21 protein-coding genes are annotated in these 18,832 nt (G+C 41.5%); 6 read left to right on the plus strand and 15 right to left on the minus strand.

The features are described from left to right. Positions 1-324: 324 nt before the first annotated feature. The 5 genes from DWZ33_RS07455 to DWZ33_RS07475 all read right to left on the minus strand — a co-directional run bounded on the left by DWZ33_RS07455 (position 325) and on the right by DWZ33_RS07475 (position 5,713). A complete protein-coding gene (locus DWZ33_RS07455; RefSeq protein ID WP_118454360.1) occupies positions 325-792 on the minus strand; it encodes a hypothetical protein in 468 nt (155 codons plus the stop codon). A gap of 8 nt (positions 793-800) precedes the next feature. After that, positions 801-2,249, minus strand: a complete 1,449-nt coding sequence (gene gltX / locus DWZ33_RS07460) for a glutamate--tRNA ligase (RefSeq protein ID WP_118454361.1) — start codon at positions 2,247-2,249, stop codon at positions 801-803. Between the two features lie 4 nt (positions 2,250-2,253). Then, entirely contained in the window at positions 2,254-2,736 is a 483-nt protein-coding gene (ispF, locus tag DWZ33_RS07465; protein WP_118454362.1) for a 2-C-methyl-D-erythritol 2,4-cyclodiphosphate synthase, read from the minus strand. A 96-nt stretch (positions 2,737-2,832) separates the two neighbouring features. Next, positions 2,833-3,357 carry an anaerobic ribonucleoside-triphosphate reductase activating protein gene (gene nrdG, locus DWZ33_RS07470; RefSeq protein WP_118454363.1) on the minus strand — a complete coding sequence of 175 codons (525 nt, stop codon included), beginning with the start codon at positions 3,355-3,357 and terminating at the stop codon, positions 2,833-2,835. Further along, positions 3,350-5,713, minus strand: coding sequence for an anaerobic ribonucleoside triphosphate reductase (locus tag DWZ33_RS07475; protein ID WP_118454364.1), 2,364 nt, complete (start codon positions 5,711-5,713; stop codon positions 3,350-3,352). Before DWZ33_RS07475 ends, nrdG begins: the two co-directional genes overlap by 8 nt. A gap of 149 nt (positions 5,714-5,862) precedes the next feature. On the opposite strand from DWZ33_RS07475, the gene DWZ33_RS07480 reads away from it, so the two are divergent. Next, positions 5,863-6,684, plus strand: coding sequence for a carbohydrate kinase family protein (locus DWZ33_RS07480; RefSeq protein ID WP_118454365.1), 822 nt, complete (start codon positions 5,863-5,865; stop codon positions 6,682-6,684). Here the strand turns inward: DWZ33_RS07480 and DWZ33_RS07485 are convergent. The 3 genes from DWZ33_RS07485 to DWZ33_RS07495 all read right to left on the minus strand — a co-directional run bounded on the left by DWZ33_RS07485 (position 6,649) and on the right by DWZ33_RS07495 (position 9,060). Next, on the minus strand, positions 6,649-7,425 hold the full coding sequence (locus DWZ33_RS07485) for a sulfite exporter TauE/SafE family protein (protein WP_022939173.1): 777 nt from the start codon (positions 7,423-7,425) through the stop codon (positions 6,649-6,651). The genes DWZ33_RS07480 and DWZ33_RS07485 overlap by 36 nt on opposite strands. Positions 7,426-7,559: 134 nt before the next feature. After that, positions 7,560-8,693 carry a M20/M25/M40 family metallo-hydrolase gene (locus DWZ33_RS07490; RefSeq protein ID WP_118454366.1) on the minus strand — a complete coding sequence of 378 codons (1,134 nt, stop codon included), beginning with the start codon at positions 8,691-8,693 and terminating at the stop codon, positions 7,560-7,562. Positions 8,694-8,736: 43 nt separating this feature from the next. Further along, a complete protein-coding gene (locus DWZ33_RS07495; RefSeq protein ID WP_022939175.1) occupies positions 8,737-9,060 on the minus strand; it encodes a cyclic-di-AMP receptor in 324 nt (107 codons plus the stop codon). Between the two features lie 160 nt (positions 9,061-9,220). Here DWZ33_RS07495 and DWZ33_RS07500 point away from each other — a divergent pair, with 160 nt between their 5' ends. From DWZ33_RS07500 to DWZ33_RS07520, 5 genes are all read left to right on the plus strand, one after another. Further along, positions 9,221-9,598 (plus strand): GntR family transcriptional regulator, encoded by a 378-nt coding sequence (locus DWZ33_RS07500; protein ID WP_022939176.1) that lies wholly within the window; start codon positions 9,221-9,223, stop codon positions 9,596-9,598. Continuing rightward, positions 9,598-10,443: an ABC transporter ATP-binding protein gene (locus DWZ33_RS07505; protein ID WP_118454367.1), complete on the plus strand. Its 846-nt coding sequence runs from the start codon at positions 9,598-9,600 to the stop codon at positions 10,441-10,443. Before DWZ33_RS07500 ends, DWZ33_RS07505 begins: the two co-directional genes overlap by 1 nt. Beyond that, positions 10,440-11,072, plus strand: a complete 633-nt coding sequence (locus tag DWZ33_RS07510) for an ABC-2 transporter permease (protein WP_022939178.1) — start codon at positions 10,440-10,442, stop codon at positions 11,070-11,072. Before DWZ33_RS07505 ends, DWZ33_RS07510 begins: the two co-directional genes overlap by 4 nt. A 119-nt stretch (positions 11,073-11,191) precedes the next feature. Continuing rightward, on the plus strand, positions 11,192-12,547 hold the full coding sequence (gene trkA, locus DWZ33_RS07515) for a Trk system potassium transporter TrkA (protein ID WP_022939179.1): 1,356 nt from the start codon (positions 11,192-11,194) through the stop codon (positions 12,545-12,547). An 8-nt stretch (positions 12,548-12,555) separates the two neighbouring features. Continuing rightward, entirely contained in the window at positions 12,556-13,992 is a 1,437-nt protein-coding gene (locus tag DWZ33_RS07520; RefSeq protein ID WP_118454368.1) for a TrkH family potassium uptake protein, read from the plus strand. A gap of 39 nt (positions 13,993-14,031) precedes the next feature. On the opposite strand, the gene DWZ33_RS07525 is transcribed toward DWZ33_RS07520, so the two are convergent. The 7 genes from DWZ33_RS07525 to dtd form a co-directional block, all read right to left on the minus strand. Next, positions 14,032-14,463: a Dps family protein gene (locus DWZ33_RS07525; RefSeq protein ID WP_022939181.1), complete on the minus strand. Its 432-nt coding sequence runs from the start codon at positions 14,461-14,463 to the stop codon at positions 14,032-14,034. A 166-nt stretch (positions 14,464-14,629) separates the two neighbouring features. After that, positions 14,630-15,088, minus strand: coding sequence for a hypothetical protein (locus DWZ33_RS07530; RefSeq protein WP_118454369.1), 459 nt, complete (start codon positions 15,086-15,088; stop codon positions 14,630-14,632). A 48-nt stretch (positions 15,089-15,136) separates the two neighbouring features. Continuing rightward, on the minus strand, positions 15,137-16,240 hold the full coding sequence (gene ychF, locus DWZ33_RS07535; RefSeq protein WP_118454370.1) for a redox-regulated ATPase YchF: 1,104 nt from the start codon (positions 16,238-16,240) through the stop codon (positions 15,137-15,139). Positions 16,241-16,301: 61 nt separating this feature from the next. Next, entirely contained in the window at positions 16,302-16,499 is a 198-nt protein-coding gene (locus DWZ33_RS07540; RefSeq protein WP_118454371.1) for a DUF951 domain-containing protein, read from the minus strand. Then, positions 16,484-17,446 carry a nucleoside hydrolase gene (locus tag DWZ33_RS07545; protein ID WP_118454372.1) on the minus strand — a complete coding sequence of 321 codons (963 nt, stop codon included), beginning with the start codon at positions 17,444-17,446 and terminating at the stop codon, positions 16,484-16,486. The genes DWZ33_RS07540 and DWZ33_RS07545 overlap by 16 nt, the downstream gene beginning before the upstream one ends. Then, entirely contained in the window at positions 17,443-18,309 is an 867-nt protein-coding gene (locus DWZ33_RS07550; protein WP_118454373.1) for a bifunctional 5,10-methylenetetrahydrofolate dehydrogenase/5,10-methenyltetrahydrofolate cyclohydrolase, read from the minus strand. Before DWZ33_RS07550 ends, DWZ33_RS07545 begins: the two co-directional genes overlap by 4 nt. A gap of 8 nt (positions 18,310-18,317) precedes the next feature. Further along, positions 18,318-18,770, minus strand: a complete 453-nt coding sequence (gene dtd / locus DWZ33_RS07555; protein WP_118454374.1) for a D-aminoacyl-tRNA deacylase — start codon at positions 18,768-18,770, stop codon at positions 18,318-18,320. Positions 18,771-18,832: the final 62 nt, after the last annotated feature.

Consider the following 18,832-nt stretch of genomic DNA (forward strand, 5'->3'; position numbering starts at 1 on the left):
TCGTCTTCATAATGCTAAGAGAATTTCTTGCGTTCTTTGTTTTACCTTCTCTGATTTTTTGTTCTGACATTTCAAATTCTTTATATAGATTCTGACAAAGCTCATAATATTCAACACTCATGATCGTTATATCCTTTTTTAATGGTTCTTTGACTTTATGGCACAATTCTGAAAGTTTTACTGAGTATTATAAATCTTTTGAAACAATCTTCGGCACAAGCTGTCCTCCCCTTAGCTATGATTTAATTAGACCATTATTAATGCTTTCCCATCACAATAAAAACAGGCAATAAATTACTGCCTGTCTCATTCAACGCTTCTTATTTATTGATTTTCCTTGATCCATTGATAAAATCTTGAATAAGGCTCATCCTTGATAATACAATCGGCCATTTTTCCGACCATAAATAAATGATTGCCATTAAAATCGATAGCCGGGCCTACATGTTCTGCCGCATCCTGCGCATAAGTCCAAACGCCGCCCAGCTGCTGAATCAAAACAGTACCCGCATACCCTGCAAACAGCTTTGAGAATTCAGCCATATCCGCTTCCTTTAACTCACCTGTCTGATAAGCTAAATGTGCCGCATGCAGGATTTCATCAAACTGAAGCAAGCTGCTTTCACTGCCGTCCAGTTCAAACTGAAATTCTTCATCAGCCAGCTTTATACAATCCAATGCATACCCAAGGAACATACACTCGCACATATTAACCGTCTGGCCGTCTTCCTGAAGTGCTTTTCTTAAGCGGTCAAACTGATTGCTTACGCTTTCATAATAAGATTGATTCATAAACCCTCCTAGGCATTCAGACACTGGTTTACACGTTTTAATGTTTCCTCTTTACCAATCATCAGAATTGAGTTTTTAAGATCCGGGCCATGCAGAGACGTTGTAACCGCGACACGGATACCCATGAATAACGGCTTTCCTTTAATGCCAGTATTAACCTGAACCTGTTTGATTGCCGCTGCCAAACCATCAACGCTCCAATCCTCAAGCATCTCAAGCTGACGCTTAAATTCAGTTAATACCGCGGCTTCAGTTTCCCATGCCAGAACTTCTTTCGCTTCATCATTATAGGTAATGGACTGCTTAAAGAAAATTTCTGTCAATTCTACAATTTCCTGTCCATAGGATAACTGTTCCTGATACAGTGCCACTAACTGCTTCAGCCATTCATCGCTGATATTGCTGCAGTCATAAGCTTTTTTCAAATAAGGAATACATAAGGCCGCGCATTCATCCAGTGTCAATTTTTTAATATAACGATTATTTACCCAAGCCAGTTTATGCTTATCAAACATCGAAGGTGCCTTGGATAAACGTTTTTCAGAGAATTGTTCAATCAATTCCTCTTTAGTGAATATTTCCTCCGTACCCTCAGGTGACCAGCCTAATAAAGCCATGAAGTTAAACATTGCTTCCGGCAGATAGCCGGCTTCATCATATTGGGAAACATACTGCATGATGCTGTTATCACGTTTCGACAGCTTCTTATGCTGTTCATTCACAATTAAAGTCATGTGACCGTATTCAGGAGCTTCCCAGCCCATCATTTCATAAACCATCAGCTGTTTCGGTGTATTAGAAATATGCTCCTCACCGCGGAATACATGGGTAATTTCCATTAAATGATCATCAACGACAACCGCAAAATTATAGGTTGGAATGCCATTAGATTTCACAATAACCCAATCGCCGATATCCTTAGACTCAACATTGATCTTACCCCGAATCATGTCCTTCCACGTATAATGCTTACCCTCCGGCACGCGCAGACGGATCACATAAGGCAGTCCCGCCGCTTCTTTTTCGGCGATTTCTTCTGGGGTTAAATAAGCGCATTTGCGGTTATACATCGGTGCGATGCCAGCCGCTTCCTGAGCTTCCTTCTCTGCCTGCAGCTCCTCACTGGTACAGAAGCACTTGTAAGCCAGCCCCCGATCTAATAATTCATCAATGACTGCTTTGTATAGATCCAGCCTTTCCATCTGCCGATAAGGACCATAGTTCCCTGGCTTCAACGGTGATTCATCAGGTTCCATTCCCAACCAGCGCAGATAATGCAGCTGACTTTCTTCACCGCCCTCAACATTGCGCTCAACATCGGTATCTTCAATCCGCAAAACAAAATCGCCATGATAATGCTTCGCAAACAGATAATTAAACATTGCTGTTCTGGCATTGCCAATATGTAAAAATCCCGTAGGACTTGGTGCGTATCTTACTCTAACTCGCTTTTCCATTCGTTTAACCTTCCTTTTTTTCTAACAGGACGATTGCCTGTGCGGCTGCGCCTTCCTCATGTCCAATAAAACCCAATTTTTCACCGCGGGTTGCCTTAACACTGACCTGATCCATTGAGCATTCACACGCCCGCGCGATATTGCCGCGCATCTTCTCGATATGCGGTGCCATTTTAGGTCTTTCAATTAGAATCAAGGCATCAATATTGCCAATTGCATACTGTCTTGCCTTCATCATTTGTACTACCTCATGAAGCAGCATCAGCGAATCAGCGTCTTTATAACGCGGATCATTATCCGGGAAATGACTGCCCAAATCCCCTAACGCCAATGCACCTAAGATTGCTTCACTGATTGCATGCAGCAGGCAGTCGGCATCACTGTGCCCCAACAGTCCCAGCTCATGCTCAATTTCCACACCGCCAAGAATTAGCTTACGCCCTTTTTCCAGTCTGTGTATATCCGTAGATTGTCCGATTCTAAACATGATTTCACCTCGCCGTTAGCTTTACTATTATACCACTTTTACCTTTGTTTAAAAGCCTTAATCGTTATTCCCAAAGAAAAAGGCAGTTGTTATATACTAACTGCCTAATTGCTGATTTACTTCATCGTAGGTACTTAGAATCACTTGATGCTCAGCCAATGATTTTTTCACATCAATGATGCGCTGATTGCTTGAGCCTTTAAAGCGCAGCTTATAATGCTTTAACTCATTGACAAATCTGCCGTCTACTAACACATCGACCAGTTTTAATAAAGCAAATTTATTTTCATCCGCTATAATCTCTTCATAAGTATAGCCGCTGTATGCCCAGACATTTAAACCCAACTCAATCGCGGCCTGCGCGATCGGCATTAAGGCAAGCGGCTGTTCAAACGGCTCACCGCCTGACAGCGTAATGCCTGACTGCAGATGTGAAGCCTGAATGAATTTGACAATCTCATCACTGTCAGCTTCAAAGCCATCTTCATATGACTGCGTCTGCGGGTTGTGACAGAATGGGCAGTGATGCGGACAGCCCTGTGTCCAAACAACAATTCTCAGCCCCGGCCCATCAACAATGCTGTCAATATTGCAGGGCGCTGCCAGCCGCAGCTTACTCATGTGAGCTGCTTACGACATGCTTGACACGATCTCTTTCTTCCGCAGCTTTCGCGTCATTGAAACGATCCAAAGTACCAACCAGATAGCCGGTAATACGGCGGATTTTCTCAAACTTAACTTCACTCTTTAATTCATCACGGCCGCATTTTGGGCAGCAGTGACCTTCAATCACACCTGAATAGCCGCATACTGGATCGCGGTCAACCGGGTGATTGACACTTCCATAACCTACACCGCTTTCCTTCATACAGCGTACAACTGCTTCAAAGGCTTCCAGGTTATTCAGCGGATCGCCATCCATTTCAATATATGTAATATGACCGCCGTTAGTCATCTCATGATAAGGCGCTTCCTTTTTAATCTTCTCAAATGCATTAATGTGATAATAAACAGGCACATGGAAGCTGTTTGTATAATAATCACGATCAGTAACCCCTTCAATGATGCCGTAGCGCTTTTTATCCATACGGGTAAAGCGGCCAGACAGTCCTTCAGCTGGTGTCGCAATCAATGAGAAATTCAATTTATACTGCTGAGCAGCCTGATCCGCTCTCTCACGCATATGTGAAACAATCTTTAAGCCCAGCTTCTGCGCTTCTTCACTTTCACCATGATGCACACCGATAGCTGCTTTTAAACATTCCGCAAGACCGATGAATCCCACCGTTAAAGTACCTTGTTTGATAACCTCTTCCAGCGTATCATTCCAATCCAGATTTTCAGAACCGCGCCATACGCCCTGTCCCATCAGGAACGGGAAGTTTTTAACCCGCTTATGTCCCTGAATAATCATTCTTTCCAACAGTTGCGCAAAAACGGCGTCAATCTTACTGTCAAGCTCCGCAAAGAAACCAGCTTCATCAAAACGGCCTAGGGTTACAACGCCATGCTTGATACCGATACGCGGCAAATTGATTGATGTAAAGGAGATATTACCGCGGCCATTTACGGTTTCTTCACCGCATACATTACCGACGACACGGGTTCTGCAGCCCATGTAGGTAGCTTCTGATTCTGGACGGCCCGGAATATAATATTGTTTATTAAACGGTGCATCAAGGAATGAGAAATTCGGGAACAGGCGCTTTGCGGAAACACGGCAGCTTAATTTGAACAGATCATAGTTAGGATCTTGTTCATTATAGTTGATACCCTCTTTAACCTTAAAAATCAGAATAGGGAAAATCGGCGTTTCACCGTTACCAAGACCTGCCTCCTGAGCTAATACAAGATTTTTGGAAACCATTCTGCCTTCTGGTGAAATATCAGTACCAAAATTAATACTTGAGAAAGGTACCTGCGCACCGGCTCTTGAATGCATTGTATTCAGATTGTGAATAAAGCCTTCCATCGCCTGATAAGTTTTCTTATCCGTTTCAGCATATGCTTCACTGTAAGCAAAATCCTCGATTTTCTTTAAAACCTCAGGTTCAAGACCATACTTCTCAGTCAAGATTGCTTTCTGACGCGCAAGATATTCAGGATTCATTTCTAAGCGCGGATATAAATCCTCCTGATCCTGCAGCGCTTTTAAATCTGCACTTGGATCAGCCTTGGCATCAACCATCAATTCAACAGCCTTTTTCACATTATCGATATAACTCTTTCTGAAAGTTTTAACGATTCCCGGTGCCATATAGAAATCAAAAGCCGGCACTGACTGTCCGCCATGCTGATCATTTTGATTACTTTGAATCGCGATTGCACCTAATGCCGCATAACTCATAATATCCTGCGGTTCTCTTAAAAAACCATGACCTGTAGAAAAACCGCCCTTAAACAATTGATTTAAGTCAATCTGACAGCAAGTCAGCGTTCCCATGTTCATGAAATCCATATCATGAATATGAATATCCCCATTCTCATGCAGCGCCGCATGTTCAGGATTCATCAATTGACTCATACAGAATTCTTTAGAAACCGCACTGCCATACTGCAGCATAGTTCCCATAGCTGTATTACCGTCAATATTGGCATTATCACGCTTTAAATCACTTTCATCAGAATCAGAGAAAGTAATTTCTTCAATCGTTTTCATTAAACGAGTTTTCATATTACGGATTTTTGTCCGTTCCGCACGATACAGAATATATTTCTCACTGGTCTTCGCATGACCGGTTTCAATCAGCACCTTAACAACCGCATCCTGTACCTGTTCCACGGTTGGCACAACATCTTTAAATTCCTTGCTTAACAGCCCTACAACCCGGTCTGTCAGATATTCAGCAGTATTATAATCAGCCTCTGTCCCCTCTTCTTTAGCTACTGTACTGGCAGCCAAAAAGATTGCGCGGGTAATCCGATCCGGAGAAAAAAGGTCTTCTCGGCCGTCACGTTTCTTTATTTTTGTAATCATAATTTCATCCTCCCTGCAACGCATGTAGTACAATTATAAAGGGTTGCTTCAATGAATACAATGGCAAGCTGAAATGTAAGAAATGAAAAAATCCCGATTCAATTTTCAATAAAATATGTTATCCTTTAAATAAGAAAAGAGGTCATTCAATGAAAGAATTAGCAATCATCGGCACATCAATGATCGATCAAGTATTTACCGCTAAAGAAGCGCTGAAGTTTAACCAATGCAACAAAGGAAGCATGTCGGTATCGGTCGGCGGCAGCATGTGCAACACAGCAAGAAACTGCGCGCTGCTTGATTTTCCTGTTCATTTTTATACGATTCTCGGTAATGATGATTTTGCCCAATTGATCCATAACACACTAAATAGTAAGTATATTACATTACATGAAACAGTCGTCGATGCCCCTTCACCGCTCTTTGCCTTTCTTTCTGACCGCCATCAGCACATGAAGCTATCAACTATTTCACCAACCTTTCTATTTCAGTCACCGCTGCAGATACCTCAGCCCTATGTGCTGACCGACAACGAAAAGCTCTTGCCGATGCCAAACAAGGTCATTTTCTCAGGTTCAATCCCTTCTGGTGACAATTTCATGCATGGCTTAATCATTAACCGTGAGGAAGCCGCAAAGCTGAACCCTGATTTAGAAACCGCGATATTACGATTAAAAAAGCGCTTTTCGTGGGTCATAATTACCTGTGATAAAGATGGTGTAATCTATGATTATTCCGGCATAAAAAAACAGCCGGCATGTACGGATCAGCCGGGATATTCCCTTGGCTGCGGCGATACCTTTGCGGCTGGCTTCATGAGTGCTTATTTAAGTGATCTGCCTTTTGATGAATGTGTCAGCTTCGGACAGCGGACGGCAGCTGAGAAATTCTGTCATCCCGAGGTTGTCTCCCCATCAATCAGCAAATTAAAACTGTTACAGCAGAGCCGTAACAGCATTGTAGATATTTAAAACAACTAATAATGCAACTGTGACATTAAAGATATTTCGGATGATTTTTTCATCCGATTTTTTATTGACAAAGGTTCCCACGATACCGCCCAATACAGCTGCCGGTAAAGTATAGAATAACAGACTTAAATCAAAGATGGCGAAACCGCTGGTCGTCGCAATCGTAAATAATTTTGATGCCTGTGAAAATAAGATCGTCGCGATAGAATAGACGGTCGCCGTTTTCATTTCAATTGAAAAGAAGAAGACAAAAACCGCAACATTGATCGGGCCGCCGCCAATACCGAGGAAAGAAGAAAGTGTTCCTAGGACTAAGCCGATGATCAGCATGACCAGCTTATTCTTAATATGATACGTCTTAAAATTACCATTCATATTAACCAGCACAATGATTAGCAGTCCAGCCAGCAAAATCGCCTGAATGGCTTTCAGCAGTCCCTCATCCATAATGGAAAGCATGCTGTTGAATAATGTTGAACCAACATTGCCGCCGACAATCGCACCAACGGAAATCAGCAGGATCATGATAAAATCAAATTTTACTTTATTTCTGATTTGTTTAAAGGTAGAATACACCGACATCGTAAAGACTGCGGATGCCGATAAAAATGATATTGTAGCAAGATCATGAGCACCAATAAAATCCAATACAGGTTTTATAATAACGCCGCCGCCCAGGCCGGCACAGGCGCCCAAAAAGGTTGCGATAAAAATTACAATTGCGTAAATAATACCGATCATTGCGCTTTTTCCTCCTTATAGCAACATTAATTATACTCCAGAAATAAAACAGTTCCAACGCCGTTTAAGTGATTTCTCAGTGAGTATGTTAAAATTGCACATAATTTCATACAATGATCAGCTGAAATGATAATTTATTGCTTAATTTCCTTTAATAAGGCTTCCATACCAAGCTTAAAGCCAATTTTCAACGAGTCGATTTCAATTGCTTCTTCACGGGTATGAGCGCCGTCACCCAAATAAGCGCCAAAGCAGATGGAAGGTATGCCCATTGAAAATGGGATGTTGCAGTCGGTGGAGCCGCTTTGAAAATTGATTTCTTTATTTGTATAGCTTTGTATTAAAGTCTTTGCCCATGCTTCAAGTGCCTGCTGCTTTTCCTTGTCTACATCACCCATACACGGTCTTTCCCCCAGCAGCTGTACCTTAATCTCAGCGCCGTTGGCCGCCAGTGTTTTTACAGCGCAATGAAAATATGCATCACATGCCGCCATATCCGCTTGGCAGTCTGAGCGAATTTCAAACAGCATTTCCGCACTTTGCGCGATTGTATTGATACTTGTGCCGCCGCTGATACTGCCGACATTATACGTTGTTTTGCTGGTTGTTGGCACTTTATAAGCATAGAGAACATTGATTAAAGAGGCGAGCTGATGAATGGCATTGCGGTTGCCGAAACAGCCATACGAATGACCGCCCTCGGTTTTAACCTTTACCTTATAACGCAGTGAGCCAACGGCTTTGTTTACCGCTTCTTCATACGTGCCGTCAAGCGCCAATACCTGATCGATCCGATTACCATAATCCTTCAGTATCTGTTTGCAGCCCTTTAAATTTCCTAATCCTTCTTCACCGGTATCAGCCGCCAGCAGCAGTCCCTGTTTCATTGCCGGTTTATATTCAGCGAGATATTTCGCGCACATCATCAGCACCGCTAAATTAGCTGTATCATCGCCAACGCCCGGACATTTCATCAGATTGCCTTCAATCGAAAACGGCATTGGTTCTAAGTCAGGGAACACGGTATCCATATGAGCCACGCCAAGCATCCAGCGTTCATGTTCTTCACATTGATAAAAGTATAAAACATCACCCGCTTCATCCACCTTTACATGTTCACAGCCCTGCTTTTTAAGCCATTGCTCAACAAACACGGTTCTTTTATGCTCTTGATTGCTTGGGGCACAGATGCCGCATAATGTTTCAATCAGCTGCAGCAAATCATTTTCATGCTGCTCAATAAATGCTAAACAATTTTCACTTAACATGATTTTCCTCCAAAAGAAAAGCCGTATGCCGGCTTCTCTGATACTATAACTTAATAAATTTTTCTACATCAACGACGAAGATCGTAGCGCCGCCAACCTGCACTTCAACAGGGAAAGAAGCATAACGGCCGATATCATAAGACGCGGTAGAAGGTACGATTTCTGTACGGCGGCGGCTATACTCACCGATTACTTCAATAGCGTGATCCACTCGGTCATCTTCACAGCCGACCAACAGCGTTGTATTGCCTGCGCGCAGGAAACCGCCGGTTGTCGCTAAACGAGTTACCGAATAATTCTCTTTGGTTAATGCAGATGAAACAGCTGGGCTGTCATCATTTGACATGATAGCAATAATTAATTTCATAGATTCTTCCTCCTTCTTTGAGTACTCTTTATCTTATGATTATTTTAACACGTTCATATCTCAAATACAAATGAATGATTTGTCACTTAAGAGAACTTGACAAAACTGTGTATGCGTGTATATACTGTATATGTCATATATGAACAGTGAGGTTGAATCGATGCAAATATATATCAGCAATTCAAGTGAGAAGCCGATTTATGAACAGATTTGTGCACAGATCAAAACGGCTATCTTAAACAATGAATTAAAAGAAGGTGAAGCATTACCTTCCATTCGCTTTCTCGCGAAAGAACTTAGAATCAGTGTCATAACGACAAAAAGAGCTTATGAAGAATTAGAAAAAAGCGGTTTTATAACAACTCAGGCAGGCCGCGGCAGCTTTGTTTCACTCAAAAATAAAGAAATAGTTCGTGAAGAGCTATACCGCCAAATTGAAGAAATGATGCAAAAGGCTGTAAATACTGCCCAAACCGCCAATATCAGCAAACAGGAATTAATTGAAATATTAGATTTATGCTACGAGGAGGTTTCATAATGAACCACATTGAAGTAAATCATATAAATAAAAAATATGAACAATTTCAGCTAAGCAATGTCAGTTTTACTGTACCGGCTGGCTGCATTGTCGGCTTTATAGGTGAAAATGGTGCCGGCAAAACGACTACGATTAAAAGTATCTTAAACTGTATCATGATTGATCAGGGAGAAATCAAATTGTTTGGCAAGCCCATCAGCAATGAAATAAAAGAAGAAATAGGTGTTGTCTTTGATCAGAACTTCTTTTATGAGGGTTTAAGTGCCAAAGATATCGATCTTATTCTAAAAAATACTTATAAGCATTGGGATTCACAGCTGTTTTATCAATATTGTACCGATTGGGAGCTGCCGATCAACCAAGCTATGAAGCAATTATCAAAAGGGATGAAGATGAAGGTCAGCATCGCAGCCGCCCTTGCGCATCACCCTAAGCTTTTGATTCTTGATGAGGCAACCAGTGGACTTGATCCGATCAGCCGCAATGATATTCTCGATATTTTCCTCGATTTTATACAAGATGAAGATCATTCAATATTCTTTTCTTCACACATTACCAGTGATCTTGAGAAGATTGCTGACCGCATTATCTTTATCCATAAGGGAAAAATTCTTTTTGAAAAGGATAAGGATGAATTAAAGGATAATTACGGTGTATTAAAAACTCAAAATGAAGAAATCTTAAAAGATGCTCATAAGCTGCGTCTAATGCGGAATACCTTTGGCTGTGAATATCTGATTGATAATCGTCAAGAAATTCATCAGGCATATCCGGAAGCGGTTTGTGATCCGATATCGATTGATGATTTAATGGTTTTCTATGTGAAAGGAGATGAGCTGGCATGAAAGGATTAATACTGAAGGATCTCATAACTTTAAAAAGCTATGGTAAATCACTCTTATTGATTTTTGCTTTATTTCTGTTTTTAGGCTTAAGCAGCGGATCACCGTTAAGCGGTGCGATGATGGTAATGCCAATTTCAATCATGGCAGCCTATGTGACTTTCTCCTATGATAAATTATCTAATTGGGATTGTTATGCTTGTACCATGCCGATGAAACGCAGTGAAATTGTTATTGCCCGCTATTTTGTAACGATTATTTTATCATTACTGTTTTTCGCAGCCTCATTGTTAAGCTATTTATTTACAGCGGTTATTATGCAGAATTTCAGTGAAGTCTATCTGCTGATACCTTCATACAGTGTACTTTTTGGACTTATCATGATTCTGATCTCACTGATTCTGGTATTGAATTATAAGTTTGGCCCTGATAAGGCCAGAATCGCTTTGATTCTCATCTTTATTCTGCCTAGTATTTTCACAGCCCTTATCACTCAAAGTAATGTTCCAATGCCTGTCATATCAGAAAGTACGATTATGCTGTTTTGTACGATCATGCCGATACTGGGCATTGCTGCTCTGCTGCTCTCTTATCTGATGGCAGCCAAGATTTACCAGCATAAAGAATTTTAAACAAGCCGGGCATGTCCGGTTTGTTTTTATTTCATCCGGATTAGCTTGGCCCCGGCTTGAAGTTTCAGCCTGAATTGTGTTATAGTTCAATCAGATAAAATGCATACAAGAGGTAGGATATGAAAACAATCATCGCAGGCTGTGGAAAAGTGGGTTCCACATTAGCTGAACAGCTTAATCGAGAAGGTCATGATATTACATTGATCGATGTTAACCGTACTGCTTTAGAAAAAGCATCTTCTTCCTATGATGTGATTGGTATTGTCGGCAATGGCATCAGTTATAGTGTACAAAGTGAAGCCGGCATTGAAGACGCGGATTTATTTATCGCGGTTACTGATTCAGATGAAATCAATCTGCTTTCCTGTCTGATCGCCAAAAAGGCTGGAAACTGTAAAACAATTGCGCGTGTCCGCAATCCAATCTATGATAATGAAACTGCCTTTTTGCGTAATGAATTAGGCATTTCAATGATTATTAATCCTGAAATGGCGGCAGCCAGAGAAATCGGCAGACTGGTGCTTTTTCCTTCGGCAATTGAAATTGACACCTTTGCCCGCGGCCGGGTCGAATTGCTTAAAATACAGATTCCTAAGGACAGTGTACTGCATCAGCTGCATATTTTTGAGCTGGTGGAAAAGCTGCGCTGCGATGTATTAATCTGTGCGGTTGAACGTGAGGATGCGGTAATCATTCCCGATGGTAATTTTGTATTACAGGAATTAGATACGATTTCCTTTGTCGCTTCGCCCAAACAGACCTATAACTTTTTTAAGAAAATCGGCATTAAAACGACAAGCATTAAGCATTGTATGATTGTTGGCGGCGGTAAAATCGCTTATCATTTAGCTAAACAGCTATTAGGGCTTGGCCTGCATGTGAAAATTGTTGAGCGGGACAGAGCGCGCTGTGAAGAACTGAGTATCTTATTGCCTGATGCCGTTATCATTCAAGGCGACGGTACGAATGAAACACTGCTGCAGGAAGAAGGCATCGAGTACGCGGAATGTTTTGTCTCATTAACTGATGTTGATGAGGAAAACATTTTATTATCACTTTATGTTGCTTCATGTTCTAAAGCAAAAATCGTGACAAAGATCAACCGAATTTCCTTTACAGAAATCATTGCTCATCTAAACCTCGGCAGTATCATTTGTCCTAAAAATATCACCGCTGAATATATTCTGCAGTATGTAAGAGCGATGCAGAATTCAATGGGCAGCAATATCGAAACATTGTACCGAATTGTCAATGACAAGGTGGAAGCCCTCGCTTTCAATATCAAGAAAGATTCCCCAATCATCGGCAAAACCTTTGATAAATTATCACTGAAAAGCAATCTGCTGATTTGTTCAATCATCCGCAAGGGAAAAACAATCACTCCGCGCGGTCAGGATATGATCATGGTTGGCGATCAGGTGATCGTTGTTACGACGAACAGCGGTTTAAAAGATATCTGTGATATTCTGCGTTAGGGTTCTTTATGAATTATAAAATTATACGTTACATACTTGGCAGTGTCGTCTGCTTTGAGGGTTGCTTTTTATTACTTCCATGTATTGTCGGTGTCATTTATCATGAGCAAGTTGGTTTGGCTTATCTGATTGTTTCTTTAATCTGTTTTTTATGCGGCGGCTTATTGATTCTAAAAAAGCCAAAAAGCTTAAAGCTTTATACGCGTGAAGGCTTTCTTACCGTTGCCTTAAGCTGGATCGTTCTCAGTTTATTTGGTGCTTTACCATTCATAATCAGCGGTGAAATTCCCAATTTTGTGGATGCTTTATTTGAAACCGTGTCTGGTTTTACTACAACCGGCGCCAGTATTCTGCCGAATGTCGAACTGCTGTCACAGACGAGCTTATTTTGGCGCAGCTTTACACACTGGATCGGCGGCATGGGTGTGTTAGTCTTCATTCTCGCGATTCTGCCGTTATCAGGCGCTTATAATCTGAATCTGATGCGGGCGGAGAGCCCCGGGCCTTCGGTAAGTAAGCTTGTACCTAAAATTCAGTCAACCGCAATAATTTTGTACGGTATCTATATTTTTCTGACACTGCTGCAGATCTGCCTGTTAATGCTTAACGGACTGCCGCTATTTGATTCCTTGATTATCAGCTTTGGCACTGCCGGCACCGGTGGCTTTGGTCATAAAGCAGACAGTTTGGCAAGTTTTTCATCCAATGTGCAGGTAATTACTACCCTTTTCATGATTTTATTTGGAATTAATTTTAATGTCTATTTCCTATTGCTTTTTAAAAAATCGAAACAGGCGTTAAAAAGTGAAGAGGCGCGTTATTATTTAGGCATCATTGCCGCGGTAACCGCATTGATTGTCTGGAATGTGCGGCCGATGTTTGAAACCTTTGCGCAGGCACTTAAACATGTTGCCTTTCAGGTAGCCTCCATCATTACAACCACCGGTTTTTCCACCACTAATTTTGACCAGTGGCCTGAATTTTCCAAGGGGCTGCTGGTAGCCTTGATGTTTATTGGCGCCTGTGCGGGAAGTACCGGCGGCGGTATTAAAGTGTCGCGGTTTGTCATCCTATTTAAAACGATGAAAAAAGAAATCCAACAAATCATACATCCGCGCAGCATAAAAGTTATACGCTTTGAAGGCAAACCCGTCGAACACGGTGTCCTGCGTTCAATTAATACATATTTTGCGGCCTACATGCTGATCTTTATCGTCTCGCTGATTCTGATCTGCCTGAATAATTTTGATTTAATCACTAACTTTACAGCCGTAGCCGCTACCCTAAACAATGTCGGTCCCGGTCTTCAGTTAGTTGGACCTACCGGCCATTTCGGCGATTTCAATGCCCTGTCCAAGCTAGTCATGATTTTTGATATGCTGGCTGGCAGGCTTGAATTATTCCCATTGCTGCTGCTGATCGTACCTAGCTCATGGCGTAAATAAAAAAGCATTGTTCAAACTAAGAACAATGCTTTTTATTATTTAATCTTCAACGACTTGACGAATCATCCAAATAGATTTACTGAATTGCTTGATGTATTCATCCATCAATGAAGAAATCAGATAATTGCTTTCTTCATCGGCAGCGGCTTTAATATCCTTTACACTCGCCAGCAAATAACTGAAATCAGCAAGCACATCTTTATAAATATCTTTAACCTTCTTGTGATCTTCATCTGCCTCTTTGATTTCTGCGAGTTCCAAGTAAGCCTTCAGGCTTGCCTTAGGGCTGCCGCCAACCATCAGAATATTTTCAGCAACCTCATCAACAGCCTCGTTGATATAATCATAAAATTCTTCCAGCTTAGCATGAGCGGCAAAGAAGTCTTTACCTTTCACATACCAGTGAAAATTCTGTAGCTTATGATATTCAACGACTAAGTCTGCCAATAATTTATTTAATTTGTTTTCCATATATTTAGTTCCTCCTCTATGGTTAAAGTTAACCTTGTTTAACTTTATGTCTATATTAAACACCATAATCATCAAGCTGACAATTCATTTGCTCATAAATTTAATCGTTTTATTTTATTTATAAGAAACAACATCAGCAGACTTCAGAGGTGGAATTAAAGATTGCTTATCGTACTCTCTGTCCGTCTATTTTCGCATTGATATGCCATTCATTTTCTTTTAGGGTAACATTCAGCCAGTGAAATTGATGATCATCAATATCCGTGAAAATCCACTTTCTGTTTTCATCATCAATATTGGTAAGTACAATCATATCCTCTTGTTTTTTTGCTTCAAGCCGAAAGATTTTGCCAGTGTAGCCATAAGCAACATCCCAAGCGCATGTATTGGGATTATAAATCCGCAGTGATGTACCGTATTCATAACCCGGCAGAATGATTACATCCTGTACAGCCATGCCCTCAAGTGTCCATGCGAAATGCCATTCACCCTTGATTGCACGGGAATTATCACATTCTACATAATCAATTTGCCAGCTGCCGATCAGCTTGCCAAAATAATTCAATGCTTCCGGCAGGGCCGGGTTTTTACTTTCACTCGTTAATGCTTCGATAAAATTACGCATAGCTGCCTCCTCGAAAAAAAGCAAGACACGCTTGCTTTCTAACTTTGTTTATACATTAAATCTGAAATGCATTACATCGCCATCCTGAGCGATATATTCCTTACCTTCAATACGCAGCCTGCCAGCCTCTTTAACAGCCTGTTCACTGCCATACTTGTCAATATCCTCAAAGCTGTATACTTCAGCCTTAATAAAACCACGCTGAAAATCCGTATGGATCACACCGGCACATTCCGGAGCAGTCATTCCCTTATGGAAAGTCCACGCACGGCATTCGTCTTCACCGGCTGTCAGGAAGGTGCATAAACCAAGAATGTTATAAGCCGCCTTGATAACCTTATCCAAGCCGCTCTCGCTGATCCCCAGATCCTGAAGGAACATATCCTTATCTCCCTTATCCATTTCAGATAATTCTTCCTCAATCTTGGCGCTGATAGGAATAACCAAATTATTTTCAGCTTCTGCGTAAGCTTTCACCTTTTGATAATTTTCATTATTCTCAGGATCACCAATTTCTTCTTCAGACATATTAGCGACATAAATCATCGGCTTCAACGTCAGCAATGCGAAATTCTTAACCAGCAATGTTTCATCCTTATCCAAATCAAGGCTGCGGGCAGGCTTGCCTTCCAGTAAGACCTCTTTTATCTTTTTTAAGATATTATATTCTACAATCGCATCTTTTTCTTTAGCCATTGTCGCCTTACGTTCAATTTTGCCAATACGGTTTTCGACCGTCTGCAGATCGGCCATTACCAATTCCAGATTAATGATTTCAATATCACGGATTGGATCAACGCTGCCCTCAACATGAGTGATGTCAGCATCCTCAAAGCAGCGGACAACATGACAGATCGCATCACATAAACGGATATTGGACAGGAACTGATTGCCTAGTCCTTCACCCTTGCTCGCGCCTTTTACCAAACCGGCAATATCCGTGAATTCAAATGTTGTATAAATCGTTTTTTTAGGTTTAAATAATTCTACTAAGCGATCAATTCTCGCATCCGGTACTTCAACCACACCGACATTTGGCTGGATTGTCGCAAACGGATAATTGGCCGCTTCTACCTGACTTTTAGTAATCGCATTAAACAATGTTGATTTTCCGACATTTGGAAGACCAACAATCCCCGCTGTTAACGGCATAAAATCATCCTCTCTCAATTACCATTATAGTTTACATTTTTTTATGCGCAGATACAAGCTATCATTCGCTGTCTTTCGCATGTTCGACAACTTTTTTCAGCTTTTTCTCAAATTCTGAGCGTGGGAAAAGGATACTAGTCCCACATCCTAAGCATTTAATTCGGATATCGGCACCCATGCGGATAATCTTCCATTGCTTGCTTTTATGACATGGGTGTTCTTTTTTCATCTCAACAATATAGTTTAAATCGTATTCCATGAGTCCTCTCCTTTTGTCAGTGCAGATGACAGTAATTCCATAAAGGTTATCATATATGCTTTCGCATCTACATCCAAACATACCTTTACATTTGGATCAGGAGCATTTACTTTTTGATGATTGCCAATCGTTCTGCCTGCCGATGGGCCTTCAGTTTCAACCGTTAAATGCATTGGATGCACCTTAGCCAGCGTTGGTTCAATCGCGATGCCGACCGCCAAAGGATCATGCAGAGCACAGCCGTTCAGGTTATCATATTTCAAATAGGCATCGATATAGTAATCAATCATATCCGCAAACAGGCTGCCTGCTTGGCTCAGTTTTCTGAATTGTGCGGTATCAGCTTTAGTCAGCAGTGTTTTCAAGGTAACATCAAGCCCGACCATCGTGATTGGCTGTGAGCTTTCAAAAGCTTGCTTAGCTGCCTGTGGGTCTGCGTAGATATTCGCTTCCGCAAATAGATTCGTGTTGCCGGGTACCGTTAATGCGCCGCCCATCAGCACAACCTTAAACTTGCCAATTAAATCTTTGCGTTTGCTCAGCAGCTCCGCCAGATTTGTCAGCGGACCGGTAGGCACTAATGTCAGCTCTTGACCGTATTTTTCAATCGCCTCACTGATAAATTCTACCGCTGTTTTTTCACTTTTAACCCGCTTAGAAAACTTAAAATCTACTTCACCCAGACCGTTTACACCATGAAAAACCACACTGCCGCCTTCTGGTGTATAGCTGTCTGAGCCGATTGGCGCGGCCGTTCCTTCAAACACCTCAATCTCAGGATGACCCAAATAATCAAGAATGGTTAATGAATTGCGGGTTGCATCCTCAACTTTCACATTTCCAAAGGTTGTCGTTATACCAATCAATTCCGCATCAGGATGCGCGCAGGCATAAGCTATCGCCATTGCATCATCAATGCCAGTATCTAAATCTAAAATCAGTTTCATATGTTTTTCCCCATCTCTTTCATTTTATAAGCGGCAATTGCACTATGCAGCAGCATCGCGTTAGTAACTACACCGACACCCTTCGGTACAGGTGAGATTTTACCTACCTTATCAATTACATCATCAAAATCAACATCGCCGCATAATTTACCATTTTCATCACGATTGACACCTACATCGATAACTACCGCACCTGGTTTGATCCAATCTGATTTGATTAAACGCGCCTTGCCGATTGCCGCAATCAGCACATCAGCCCTTGAGGCTTCTTTCTCAATATCCACGGTTCTGGAATGACAGATCGTTACCGTCGCATGCGCGGCCAGACATAATTCTGCCACTGGTTTGCCAACCACATTGCTGCGGCCCAAAACAACCACATGCTTGCCCTTTAAATCAATGCCGCTTGCCTCAATAAAGGCCATTACACTTTCAGCGGTACATGGTACAAATGCCGGCTGATTCATCCATAGCTTACCCACATTCATTGGATGAAATCCATCCAGATCTTTATTAGGATCAATATGCAGAATTGCTTCATCGGCATTAATCTGCTTAGGCAGCGGCATCTGTAATAAAATACCATCGGTTTCATCATCACGGCTGATCGTATCCAGCACATCATTCAGCTCCTGCTGCGAAACACTTTCCTTTAAAACGGTTAAGGTATATGCCATACCGACGCTGGCGCACAATTTTTCAAACCCTGAAATATAGGAAAGTGAAGCCGGTGAATCATTGGCCAATACAACATTTACCTTTGGACACCGTTTTCCCTGCTTTTTCATTTCATCGATAAAAGCTTTAGTTTCCATATTAGTACGATCGGCAATTGGTTTGCCATAAATTAATTTTTCTTCCATGCTGCCTCCTATCTGATAACTTCATCACTGTCCAGCATAATGGTAACCGGACCATCATTTAATAGTTCAATTTTCATATCAGCACCAAATATACCGGTTGCGACATTAATTCCTTCATGCTGCAGCGCCTCATTAAATGCTTCATAAAGCGGCTGTGCCTGATTCGGCTTGGCGCTTTTTTCAAATCCCGGACGTCTTCCCTTACGGCAGTCTGCATATAATGTGAACTGTGAGACAGACAGCACACTGCCGCCTATATCCTTTAAAGATAAATTCATCTTATCATCCGCATCGCTGAATACCCGTAAATTGATGACTTTCAAAGCCATTTTCTCAATGATATCTATATTATCTTCATGAGTTATGCCAACTAATGCCAAATAACCCTTTTCTATCTGTCCATTGCATTGATGATCAACCGTACAGCTGGCATGTGTAACTCTCTGCAGAAGTACCCGCATCTTATATCCTCCTTAAGTTCAGTTCTATTATACATGATTTAACCAACAGTTTGAAAGGGTGA

This window comes from Dielma fastidiosa, from assembly GCF_003475485.1.
Taxonomy (GTDB): Bacteria; Bacillota_I; Bacilli_A; order Erysipelotrichales; family Erysipelotrichaceae; genus Dielma; species Dielma fastidiosa.

Coding starts and splice junctions, on each gene's coding strand:
- DWZ33_RS07455 (WP_118454360.1), bottom strand. CDS start 792: ATGAATCAATCTTATTATGAAAGCGTAAGCAATCAGTTTGACCGCTTA.
- gltX (WP_118454361.1), bottom strand. CDS start 2,249: ATGGAAAAGCGAGTTAGAGTAAGATACGCACCAAGTCCTACGGGATTT.
- ispF (WP_118454362.1), bottom strand. CDS start 2,736: ATGTTTAGAATCGGACAATCTACGGATATACACAGACTGGAAAAAGGG.
- nrdG (WP_118454363.1), bottom strand. CDS start 3,357: ATGAGTAAGCTGCGGCTGGCAGCGCCCTGCAATATTGACAGCATTGTT.
- DWZ33_RS07475 (WP_118454364.1), bottom strand. CDS start 5,713: ATGATTACAAAAATAAAGAAACGTGACGGCCGAGAAGACCTTTTTTCT.
- DWZ33_RS07480 (WP_118454365.1), top strand. CDS start 5,863: ATGAAAGAATTAGCAATCATCGGCACATCAATGATCGATCAAGTATTT.
- DWZ33_RS07485 (WP_022939173.1), bottom strand. CDS start 7,425: ATGATCGGTATTATTTACGCAATTGTAATTTTTATCGCAACCTTTTTG.
- DWZ33_RS07490 (WP_118454366.1), bottom strand. CDS start 8,693: ATGTTAAGTGAAAATTGTTTAGCATTTATTGAGCAGCATGAAAATGAT.
- DWZ33_RS07495 (WP_022939175.1), bottom strand. CDS start 9,060: ATGAAATTAATTATTGCTATCATGTCAAATGATGACAGCCCAGCTGTT.
- DWZ33_RS07500 (WP_022939176.1), top strand. CDS start 9,221: ATGCAAATATATATCAGCAATTCAAGTGAGAAGCCGATTTATGAACAG.
- DWZ33_RS07505 (WP_118454367.1), top strand. CDS start 9,598: ATGAACCACATTGAAGTAAATCATATAAATAAAAAATATGAACAATTT.
- DWZ33_RS07510 (WP_022939178.1), top strand. CDS start 10,440: ATGAAAGGATTAATACTGAAGGATCTCATAACTTTAAAAAGCTATGGT.
- trkA (WP_022939179.1), top strand. CDS start 11,192: ATGAAAACAATCATCGCAGGCTGTGGAAAAGTGGGTTCCACATTAGCT.
- DWZ33_RS07520 (WP_118454368.1), top strand. CDS start 12,556: ATGAATTATAAAATTATACGTTACATACTTGGCAGTGTCGTCTGCTTT.
- DWZ33_RS07525 (WP_022939181.1), bottom strand. CDS start 14,463: ATGGAAAACAAATTAAATAAATTATTGGCAGACTTAGTCGTTGAATAT.
- DWZ33_RS07530 (WP_118454369.1), bottom strand. CDS start 15,088: ATGCGTAATTTTATCGAAGCATTAACGAGTGAAAGTAAAAACCCGGCC.
- ychF (WP_118454370.1), bottom strand. CDS start 16,240: ATGCCGTTAACAGCGGGGATTGTTGGTCTTCCAAATGTCGGAAAATCA.
- DWZ33_RS07540 (WP_118454371.1), bottom strand. CDS start 16,499: ATGGAATACGATTTAAACTATATTGTTGAGATGAAAAAAGAACACCCA.
- DWZ33_RS07545 (WP_118454372.1), bottom strand. CDS start 17,446: ATGAAACTGATTTTAGATTTAGATACTGGCATTGATGATGCAATGGCG.
- DWZ33_RS07550 (WP_118454373.1), bottom strand. CDS start 18,309: ATGGAAGAAAAATTAATTTATGGCAAACCAATTGCCGATCGTACTAAT.
- dtd (WP_118454374.1), bottom strand. CDS start 18,770: ATGCGGGTACTTCTGCAGAGAGTTACACATGCCAGCTGTACGGTTGAT.